A 9,264-nucleotide genomic window follows, 5' to 3' on the forward strand; every position below is an offset into this window, starting at 1 on the left:
CGCGCGGTGATGCGGATGTCGCCATTTGCGGCATCATTAATTTTGCTGCGGCATGGGATCGAACCCGTGTGTCAATTTGCCTGTCGCGATCGCAATCGGATTGGACTTCAGGGCGATTTACTCGGCGCTCATGCCTTGGGCATCCAGAATATTTTAGCGTTGACGGGCGACCCGATTAAGGCGGGGGACTATCCCGATGCCAAGGCCGTATTCGACCTAGAAGCCGTCCGACTTCTGAAGATCGTCGGCAACCTCAATCGCGGTCTCGATGGCAACGACAAGCCCCTGCCAGACGGGGCTGTGGACTTATTCGTCGGTGCGGCAGTAGATCCCCAGTGCAAAAGTAAATCGGGTTTAGAGCGACGATTCGAGCAAAAAATCGCCGCTGGCGCGCAGTTTTTCCAAAGTCAGCTTATTTCTGATTTCGATCTGCTGGAGAAATTCATGTACCAAATTGCCAATGGTTATCAAAAGCCCGTGCTGGCAGGTATTTTTCTGCTCAAGTCTGCCAAAAATGCCGAATTTATCAATCGAAATGTCCCCGGCGTAGAGATCCCCCAGCACATTATCGATCGATTGGCTCGATCGTCACAACCGTTGCAAGAAGGGATAAAAATTGCCGCCGAGCAGGTACAAATGGCGAGCCAACTCTGTCAAGGCGTACATCTGATGGCAGTTAAGCGCGAAGACTTAATTCCCCAGATTCTCGATCTAGCAGGAATACCTGCTCTAGCGATCGATTCTCCCCATGCCAACATAATTTAACTCACATCTTGCATCAAAACATAGTTACTAGTGGATAGTGGATAGTTTTAGTACTTAGCAGTAAGTTTTATGGCTATTTTTATCAGTTGCCATGTACTGGTGCAAGATGTGAGTTAATCAATTTTTATCGAGATGAGCTTTATCGACTCTGGTTGGGGAACAGTAGAGTAGGTACAGCAAGGATAATGCCATACCTGAAATGCCCACCAGCTAACGCTTACTGAAGACTGTCACATGAGTTTTAATTTTGCATACCTATCTGGAGGTAGACTCTACCTTAAATTGGGTCAGGCCAGTGTCCAGACCATCATTAGTGAGTTTGGACAAGCCGTTCAACAGCGAGAAGCTCAGATGCAGCGACGTAATAGTTGGAAGCAAAAGAACGTGACACCGAGTTTTTTACCAGCAGGGATGGGGCAAGATCGCCAACAGGATCGCGCTAATGTGCCGATCGCCGTGCAAGGTGTTTGTCCGACTAGTGCCGATCGCTTACTATATACTCTCGAAGCGGGGGAAGTTGGTGGGATCTTTACGCTCGAACGATTTGCCCCTGCCGTCCAGATTGGTGGAGCCGCTAAACCCGAACTACGCCCCCAAACTCGCGAAAAAAGATTATTTCACAGTGCCGATTTCAAAGTCGATCGGGTAGATTTTCACCCCGAGTATCAGTTGATTGCCTGTGCGGCGATCGCTAAAGATGGTACCGCCAATATCGCCACGATGCCAGTCAATGCCGTACATCTAGCACTAGCAACCGAAGGCGACTCGATCGATCTAGCTCCCAAATGGATTCCGGGTTTTCGGCGGGCGATCGTCTTTCAATCAGCGGGAATCGGACGCGATGGTACAGGACAGATTATCGAGCAAAAGCATTCGACGATCGAGCAATTGGATCTCGATCGGCAGGAAGTAATTACCCTCGCCAGCGACCCCAAATACGACCTCCTCAGCCCGCAAATGACTGCGGATGGTACTTTATACTATATTCGCCGTCCCTACCGCTCCCTGCGCCAACGCGTGCGGTTTTCGCAGATCCTCAAAGATTTCCTGTCAATCCCGGCGCGGTTGGTATCCGCAGTATTTGCCTGGTTGAATATCTTTACCCGCAGTCATACTGGCAAGTCGCTCCTCTCAGCCTCCCCATCCCCACATGTCAATCGCCACCAGATGGTAGTTTTGGGGCGCTTAGTCGATGTCGCCACGGAAATGGAGCGCAACAGCCGATTTGGCGATGCTGATTCGCCGTCCCTAGTCCCCCGTTCGTGGGAGTTGATCGAGCAATTTCCGCATCGCGAGCCAAAAGTCATCGGACATGGTGTACTCGCTTTTGATATCGGCGCAGAGGGTCAAATCGTCTACAGCAATGGTAGTGCGGTATACGGCATCATTCCTGGGGGTGTCGCCCAGCGGCTAGTCGTCGATCGACCGATCGAGCAAGTCGTACTCTTAGATTTAGATAATCATCTCAATTAACCTAGGTCGCTACCTCGTAACCTCAGCGGTTAGAAACCGCCGCTGGGAATGCAAAGTCCGCCTACGCGGACTAAAAGATTCAGTCCGCGTAGGCGGACTTTGCATCATCAGCCCCGATTTCAATCGGAGGCTTTCAGGAATCACCGATCGAGCCTTGGTAGTTAATGTTGAGGCTGGTGACTTGTCATCATGCCGAAACAAATTATTTTTTGTGTGAGTCTCGATCGATGGAAAGCACTGGATTTCGGTATCGGTTTCCCCAACTGTTTGCTGGATTAACTTTATTGTCTGCTTCGCTAGTTGCTAGCTCTTTTCTCTGGGCGGGAGCAATTCGGAATATGAAACGCGTCGATGATGCCCTGCTGATTACTGGTTCTGCTAAACGCCCGATTAAATCCGATTATATTGTGTGGAGGGTAGCGGTTTCCAGCCAGCAACCGACAACTCAGGCAGCTTATCAAGAACTCAAAACGCAGATCGCTAGAGTTCAACGTTATCTCAAAGATGCCAAAGTACCCGAATCGGAAATTTCACTCGATTCGCTCCAAACATCCGCACTTCCCGAACTGATCGATGGTAAGGAAACTGGTAAAACCTCCGCCTATAGACTCACTCAAAGACTAGAGATTCGATCGAGTCAAGTCGATCGTTACTCGAAATTATCCCAGCAAATTACCGAACTTATCAATGAAGGGATTACCCTCACTTCCGAGCCACCAGAATATCTCTACAACGACTTAAGTAAGCTGCGAATCGAGATGATCGCCGAAGCTACCAAAGATGCCAAAGCTAGAGCCGAATCGATCGCCAAAAGTACAGGCAATCGCGTCGGTGGCGTGCGGAGTGCCGATACTGGCGTCTTCCAAATTACCCCCCGTTACTCAACTGCGGTGAGTGGAGAAGGTCGCTATGATACCAGCTCGATCGACAAAGATATTACCGCAGTGGTATCGGTTAAGTTTGGAATTGAGTAACGATTATTTTGCCCACATTCCGCACTTCAATTTTTCGCTTGCGTAGGGCGTGTTTGGAGCACCAGATCGAGCCTGGGCGGTGCGTTACCCTGGCGGGATAACACACCCTACCAGATGCGAAAAACAAGGCTTTTTAGGCAGCGATTTTATGAAGTGCCGAATGTGGGATTTCGATCGATGAGTCTAGCTGCAACCAGTAAACTTATCAGCTTCTAATCTTACCCAGATAGCAGTCATTGAGCCAGATTGCAATTGCTTCACCGACGATCGTTTTGCTACTTTCGATCGGAGGTGTGATGAGATTATCCGCTAGCGGAAAACCCCCAGTCCGCGTATAGATATTTGCCAATCGCCACCCTTGCCTGGTTTGGGATAGAAATAACCAGTGAAACTGCTGCAACTGAGCCGATCGATTGCCTGTATATTGAGTTTCGAGGGTAGTGATAAATACTTGACTGGGCGCAGCCTGGGGAAATTGCGGCGGATACTCGCGACTGACGATCGAAATTGGCTGAAGTTCGGGGACGCTGGCGGTAACGAGATTACTGTAAAGTTTATCGGTGCGGCGACGACGTTGTTGAATCAGTCGATTGGCGTAGCTCGGTAAATCCCGCACTAGGATATTTGCCAGACTATCCAATTTCACGGGACAGATACTCGGTGGTGAGGCGATGTAGCGTACCTCTCCTATCTGCGGCGCGTACAAGCTCTCGATCCGCGCCGCGCACCAACTTTCGAGATTCGGATTACAGATGGCAAGATAATTCAACTTTCAGAGTAAACTGTTTGAGTTATTGACTAATATTCTACTCTCAACTAGCACTCGGTTGAGATAGGGGATAGGGGATAGTGGATATGGGTAAGAGGTAAAAGGTAAGAGGTAAGAGGTAATTACGACTTCCCTAGCTCCCAGTCCCCCAGTCCCCCAGTCCCCCAGTCCCCCCGTCTCCCAGTCTCCCCATCCCCTATGAATACTGGCAAACTCGGCGAAGAAGTTGCCGCTCAATGGCTGCTCTCCCGTGGTGGCAAAGTTTTGGAGCGGCGCTGGCGGTGGAAACGCGGCGAAATCGACTTAATTGCGATCGAGGCTGATACCTTACTATTTATTGAAGTCAAAACCCGGACTCGATCGAACCTAGATGCGGATGGATTACTTGCCATCACACCCCAGAAACAAGCCAAAATCATCAACACCGCGCAGCTCTATTTAGTCAAGCATCCCCAGCTAGCTGACTATCCCTGTCGCTTTGATGTCGCGATCGTTCGCCATCAGCCGTCAAACCGCGCGATTCCCGTTCCGGGAGGCTGCGCCAACGTCGGCACGCCACTGCATAGCACGATCGACCTGGAGAGTGGCGAGTGCCTATTCTTGCTCGATTATATTACTAATGCTTTTGACGCATAAGTTTAAGTTTTGTGCGACCCGCTCGTCGATCGTGGGCAAATGATGCACAAAGATGCTATGCCAACATTGGCTATGAAATCGCGATAAAAATATTCCCAAAGAGATAATACACCGGATGAAACATCCAAGTTTGGAGGTAAACTAATTGGGGATCGTTATTTTTTAATAATTGGTAAATTCTAAGACAAAAAATGTATCGATCGCTACCAAAAAACCTGCCTAAAAATATACGGTAATGAAAATAAATACGCTATGATGGTTCAGTAGATTTACCGTTGTCAGCGCAGTCCCAACTAAGACATGATGCTGATAGTAAGTAAACCTCTACCTACCGATCGGTAGGTACATTGAGGCCGATGACCGAAAATATTAAGTCCGATCGTTCTTTCCGGAAATAGTTCGCGAGTGGCTGTAGTTTATCTCTAGATGAACATTCCATTCAGGAGCTACGTCATGAATAGTTATCTCCTCGATACCATTAATACATCTCATATTATGGGTTCTAATCTATCAACGCTAGCTCGTTTGCTGGCAACTAGAATAATGCCACAGGCAACTATCGATTCGCTACAGTTACCGAAATTCGACCCCCTCAAACCACTGCGTAATTGGTTGGACAATCTCAAAATTTCCAATCCCCGGTTAGCCCACAAACTTTGTAAACTGATCCCTTCTCAATGTCCATTCGAGCGCGATCTCAATTTATTTGGACGCACCCTCTTACACATTCCGCCGATGTGCAAACTCAACCCCCTCTATGAGGAAGTTGTGATGCTCCGATTCAAAGCAATGTGTTATCTAGCCGACGAATGCGGCGAAGACATTAGTGAATATTGCTAATTAAGGGATAGAGGATAGGGGATAGCGAACTAAGGCAGTGAAGTTCGATCGAGCTTGACGTAGAATAGAGAATCCAGCCTAAGTATCGATTCTACATATGTCCAAGCAGCAGTCGCCAGAACAGCCAGAACCACATTCGACACTAGCCGAAATTCGGGCGACCCGCCTGGTTAAAGCCGACAAACTCCGAGAGCTAGGGATGAATCCCTACGCCTACAACTGGGAATCTACCCACCAAGCTGCTGCACTTCAGCTCAAATACGCAGATCTGGCTAGCGGTGAAGAAGTAGATCTCCCAGTTTCGATCGCTGGACGCATTTTAGCTCGGCGCGTGATGGGCAAATTAGCATTTTTTAGCATTCAAGACGAGACGGGTGCGATTCAGCTTTATCTCAATAAGCAGCAAATTGAAGCAGGGATGTCAACAGTCCCCGACGCATTTAGCCATCTCAAACAATTAACTGACGTTGGCGATATTATCGGCGTCAAAGGCACGATCAAACGGACGGAAAAAGGCGAATTATCGATCCTTGTCAACGAGTATGTGATGTTGACAAAATCTTTATTACCGTTACCAGACAAATGGCACGGCTTAACTGATGTCGCCAAACGCTATCGCCAACGCTATGTAGATCTGATTGTCAATCCAGAAGTTCGCGACACCTTTAGAAAACGCGCGCTGATTACTTCCGGTATTCGTCGCTATCTCGAAAATTTAGACTTCATCGAGATCGAAACTCCTGTCTTGCAGTCGGAAGCTGGTGGTGCAGATGCACGTCCGTTTAATACCTACCACAACACTCTGGAGATGCCGCTGTACCTGCGGATTGCCACCGAACTACACCTCAAACGGTTGATTGTCGGCGGCTTTGAGAAGGTATTTGAATTAGGGCGGATTTTCCGCAACGAGGGCGTGTCTACGCGTCATAATCCCGAATTTACCAGCATCGAGGTATATCAAGCCTACGCTGACTACGAGGGGATGATGGCACTCACTGAAGGGATGATTACTACCGTCGCTCAGTCAGTACTGGGAACGCTGGAGATAGACTATCAGGGGACAGCGATTAGTCTGGCTGCCCCTTGGCGGCGAGTGACGATGCACGAGATCGTCAAAGAAGTGACTGGTTTGGACTTTAGTAGTTTTGACTCATTAGAGACAGCCCAAGCAGCCGTCAAAACTGCCGGGATCGGCGGCTGTGCTGACGTTAAAACACTTGGAAAACTCCTGAATGAGGTATTCGAGCAAAAGTGCGAAACGACCCTGATTCAGCCCACTTTCGTCCTGGATTATCCTACCGAAATCTCCCCCCTTGCCAAACCCCATCGATCGAAACCCGGCATCGTCGAACGGTTTGAATTATTTGCCGTCGGACGCGAACTCGCTAATAGTTTCTCAGAGTTAACCGATCCTATCGATCAACGGGAACGCTTGGAGCTGCAAGCTGCGCGTAAAGCCGAAGGCGACAACGAAGCTCACGATATCGATGAAGACTTCCTCATCGCGCTAGAATATGGGATGCCCCCAACAGGAGGCTTAGGAATTGGAATCGATCGATTGGTGATGCTCTTATGCAATTGTGCCAGCATCCGGGACGCGATCGCTTTCCCACTCCTGAAACCAGAACCGAACGAACAATCTAGCGAAGAGTAAATCAACGTAGGGTGTGTTATCCCGTTCGCATAGCGTCTCCAACGGAGAAGAAGGGTAACGCACCAAATCAATTCTAGAGAGCGACTTACAATTGCTCAATCACGAGATTAAATAGTATGGAATACACAAGCGGACTATTTGAGATTTTAGCAAAGATTAAAACTAAACCAGGAATGTATATCGGTCATTCATCGGTATCAGATTTATTTATTTTCTTAGCTGGTTATAAAACAGCAAGACGCAAATTAGGAGTCAACCCAACAGAGCGGGAATTAATCTTCTATGAAAGCTTTCATGATATTCTTTGTTCGATCGACCTAGTATAACAACTTAGGAAACAGCATATTGTGAATATTCGCGCATAGAAGGGTGGTGAAATCCTACCACAATTTCCTTCTTAGAGATACCCATCTCTTCCAACTCTTTGTCTACTTCAATATCGGTGTTATTCTCCTGAATCCAAATTTTATCACCTTTGATATCAAAGTGAAAAATGCAGTGATGAATACGTCGCTCGTTATCCCATCCCGTGCGAAATAGCAGATATCGATCGTTAACAGTATCAAAAATTAACTGAGTTTCAATATCTGGATTTTTATTTCCATAACTAGAGTAGTCACTGAGAAAATTCTTTAAGCATTTTCGGTATAAATCTAATCTATCCATGATTCAATCTCCTGAGTTATCTGGCTATAAACTATAATTTTGGTTGGATAAAATCGGAAAACCTCCTGAACGAGGACTTCTTGAAACAGATTGTCATAAGTTGGCTTCGGTACCGCTAAATACAACTCGCGGTCTGGTTCCTGAAGTTTGAGTGCAACCTGATAAGTCAAATATTGACCCAATGCACCATAGAAGTCTGTAATTTGGGATGCACTGATAAAACTTTTGACTTCAACGGCAATTTTACGATCGTCTTTTGTTGCTCCAATTAATGGCTCGGCTGCTAGATCGATCTGGATGTTTACGTTGCCAATACTCAGGTATAGTGGGTCGTCAGTAATTTTCCATCCGGTTTGGATTAGTGCTTGCTTTACCAATTCATGAAAACTATCTTTCCGAGACATTCTTTTGTAAATTTTATTGCCGTCTATCTAATTTTACCATTTTATCCATTGATTGTGTTTGGTATCTGTTAAGATATGATTCCATCAATAAATATCTACGTCGCCTAGTGAAAATGCTATTGTCCACCCAGTAAGGTCGAGTAAAACCCCAAAAGGAATAGTAATAATCTCGCTCGTATGAACACCGAATGCCTTTCATTATAAATCTTTACTTATAAGATCTCGCTCGTCAAAGTCTATTCTAATTACTAACTAATCATCAGAATGGAACCAACAGCTACCTTATTATTTTCTTGTCCAGATAGCCGAGGATTGGTTGCGAAAGTTGCCAATTTTATTTATGCTAATGGCGGAAATATCGTTCATGCCGACCATCATACCGATTTTAACGCGGGGTTATTTCTCACGCGGATCGAATGGCAAATCGATGGCTTTAATCTCCCCCGCGAACTAATTGCTCCGGCTTTTGGAGCGATCGCGCAACCTTTAGATGGTACTTATCAAATTAGATTTTCGGATACAGTTCCACGTTTAGCTATTTGGGTAAGTCGTCAAAATCACTGTCTGCTCGATCTAATTTGGCGACAGCAGGCGGGCGAATTTTTGGCAGAAATTCCCTTAATTATTAGCAATCATCCCGATCTAGAATCGATCGCGCAACAATTTGGCATCGATTATCATTACTTACCAATTACCAAAGATAATAAGCAAGAACAGCAGCAGCGACAATTAGAACTACTCAAAGAATATCAGATCGATCTAGTAATTCTAGCTAAATACATGCAGATTATCAGTCCAGAATTCATTGACGCTTTTCCTAGCCACAATATTATTAATATCCATCATTCTTTCCTCCCGGCCTTTGTCGGTGCCAATCCCTATCATAAGGCTTACGAGCGAGGGGTAAAAATTATTGGGGCGACGGGTCATTATGTGACTTCCGAGCTAGATGCTGGGCCGATTATCGAGCAGGATGTGGTGAGAGTTACCCACCGCGATGATGTGGACGATTTGATTAGGAAGGGCAAGGATCTCGAACGGATCGTGCTGGCGCGGGCGGTACGACACCACCTTCAAAATCGG

At 46.8% G+C, this 9,264-nt stretch carries 12 protein-coding genes; 8 read left to right on the top strand and 4 right to left on the bottom strand.

Annotated elements, in window-relative coordinates; genetic code table 11:
• Both RMO35_RS16715 and RMO35_RS16720 read left to right on the top strand, forming a co-directional pair.
• Positions 1 to 765, top strand: a 765-nt coding sequence (locus RMO35_RS16715; RefSeq protein WP_309742449.1) for a methylenetetrahydrofolate reductase, incomplete at its 5' end; no start/stop codon positions are given.
• A 282-nt stretch (positions 766 to 1,047) separates the two neighbouring features.
• A complete protein-coding gene (locus tag RMO35_RS16720; RefSeq protein ID WP_309742450.1) occupies positions 1,048 to 2,238 on the top strand; it encodes a hypothetical protein in 1,191 nt (396 codons plus the stop codon).
• Between the two features lie 9 nt (positions 2,239 to 2,247).
• Here the strand turns inward: RMO35_RS16720 and RMO35_RS16725 are convergent, their stop codons facing one another.
• Positions 2,248 to 2,439, bottom strand: coding sequence for a hypothetical protein (locus tag RMO35_RS16725; protein WP_309742451.1), 192 nt, complete (start codon positions 2,437 to 2,439; stop codon positions 2,248 to 2,250).
• 26 nt (positions 2,440 to 2,465) lie between these two features.
• Here RMO35_RS16725 and RMO35_RS16730 point away from each other — a divergent pair, with 26 nt between their 5' ends.
• A complete protein-coding gene (locus RMO35_RS16730; protein WP_309742452.1) occupies positions 2,466 to 3,212 on the top strand; it encodes an SIMPL domain-containing protein in 747 nt (248 codons plus the stop codon).
• 205 nt (positions 3,213 to 3,417) lie between these two features.
• Here RMO35_RS16730 and RMO35_RS16735 read toward each other — a convergent pair whose 3' ends face one another.
• Entirely contained in the window at positions 3,418 to 3,981 is a 564-nt protein-coding gene (locus RMO35_RS16735) for a hypothetical protein (RefSeq protein WP_309742453.1), read from the bottom strand.
• Positions 3,982 to 4,179: 198 nt separating this feature from the next.
• Between RMO35_RS16735 and RMO35_RS16740 the strand changes: the two genes are divergently transcribed.
• The 4 genes from RMO35_RS16740 (at position 4,180) to RMO35_RS16755 (ending at position 7,437) form a co-directional block, all read left to right on the top strand.
• Positions 4,180 to 4,617, top strand: a complete 438-nt coding sequence (locus RMO35_RS16740) for a YraN family protein (protein ID WP_309742454.1) — start codon at positions 4,180 to 4,182, stop codon at positions 4,615 to 4,617.
• 543 nt (positions 4,618 to 5,160) lie between these two features.
• Entirely contained in the window at positions 5,161 to 5,457 is a 297-nt protein-coding gene (locus RMO35_RS16745; RefSeq protein ID WP_396134862.1) for a Mo-dependent nitrogenase C-terminal domain-containing protein, read from the top strand.
• Between the two features lie 97 nt (positions 5,458 to 5,554).
• Positions 5,555 to 7,111 (top strand): lysine--tRNA ligase, encoded by a 1,557-nt coding sequence (gene lysS / locus RMO35_RS16750; protein WP_309742456.1) that lies wholly within the window; start codon positions 5,555 to 5,557, stop codon positions 7,109 to 7,111.
• Positions 7,112 to 7,227: 116 nt separating this feature from the next.
• On the top strand, positions 7,228 to 7,437 hold the full coding sequence (locus RMO35_RS16755; RefSeq protein ID WP_309742457.1) for a hypothetical protein: 210 nt from the start codon (positions 7,228 to 7,230) through the stop codon (positions 7,435 to 7,437).
• Positions 7,438 to 7,441: 4 nt separating this feature from the next.
• On the opposite strand, the gene RMO35_RS16760 is transcribed toward RMO35_RS16755, so the two are convergent.
• Positions 7,442 to 7,777: a XisI protein gene (locus RMO35_RS16760; RefSeq protein WP_309742458.1), complete on the bottom strand. Its 336-nt coding sequence runs from the start codon at positions 7,775 to 7,777 to the stop codon at positions 7,442 to 7,444.
• On the bottom strand, positions 7,765 to 8,181 hold the full coding sequence (locus RMO35_RS16765) for an element excision factor XisH family protein (protein ID WP_309742459.1): 417 nt from the start codon (positions 8,179 to 8,181) through the stop codon (positions 7,765 to 7,767). Before RMO35_RS16765 ends, RMO35_RS16760 begins: the two co-directional genes overlap by 13 nt.
• A 264-nt stretch (positions 8,182 to 8,445) precedes the next feature.
• Here RMO35_RS16765 and purU point away from each other — a divergent pair.
• Positions 8,446 to 9,264 (top strand): formyltetrahydrofolate deformylase (gene purU, locus RMO35_RS16770; protein ID WP_309742460.1); only part of this gene is annotated, 819 nt, incomplete at its 3' end.

It is taken from the genome of Chamaesiphon sp. OTE_20_metabat_361 (genome assembly GCF_031364565.1).

What these genes read in the sequence shown, in the direction of transcription:
- RMO35_RS16730 (WP_309742452.1), top strand. Translation starts at nt 2,466, where the DNA reads ATGGAAAGCACTGGATTTCGGTATCGGTTTCCCCAACTGTTTGCTGGA.
- RMO35_RS16740 (WP_309742454.1), top strand. Translation starts at nt 4,180, where the DNA reads ATGAATACTGGCAAACTCGGCGAAGAAGTTGCCGCTCAATGGCTGCTC.
- RMO35_RS16745 (WP_396134862.1), top strand. Translation starts at nt 5,161, where the DNA reads ATGCCACAGGCAACTATCGATTCGCTACAGTTACCGAAATTCGACCCC.
- lysS (WP_309742456.1), top strand. Translation starts at nt 5,555, where the DNA reads ATGTCCAAGCAGCAGTCGCCAGAACAGCCAGAACCACATTCGACACTA.
- RMO35_RS16755 (WP_309742457.1), top strand. Translation starts at nt 7,228, where the DNA reads ATGGAATACACAAGCGGACTATTTGAGATTTTAGCAAAGATTAAAACT.
- RMO35_RS16760 (WP_309742458.1), bottom strand. Translation starts at nt 7,777, where the DNA reads ATGGATAGATTAGATTTATACCGAAAATGCTTAAAGAATTTTCTCAGT.
- RMO35_RS16765 (WP_309742459.1), bottom strand. Translation starts at nt 8,181, where the DNA reads ATGTCTCGGAAAGATAGTTTTCATGAATTGGTAAAGCAAGCACTAATC.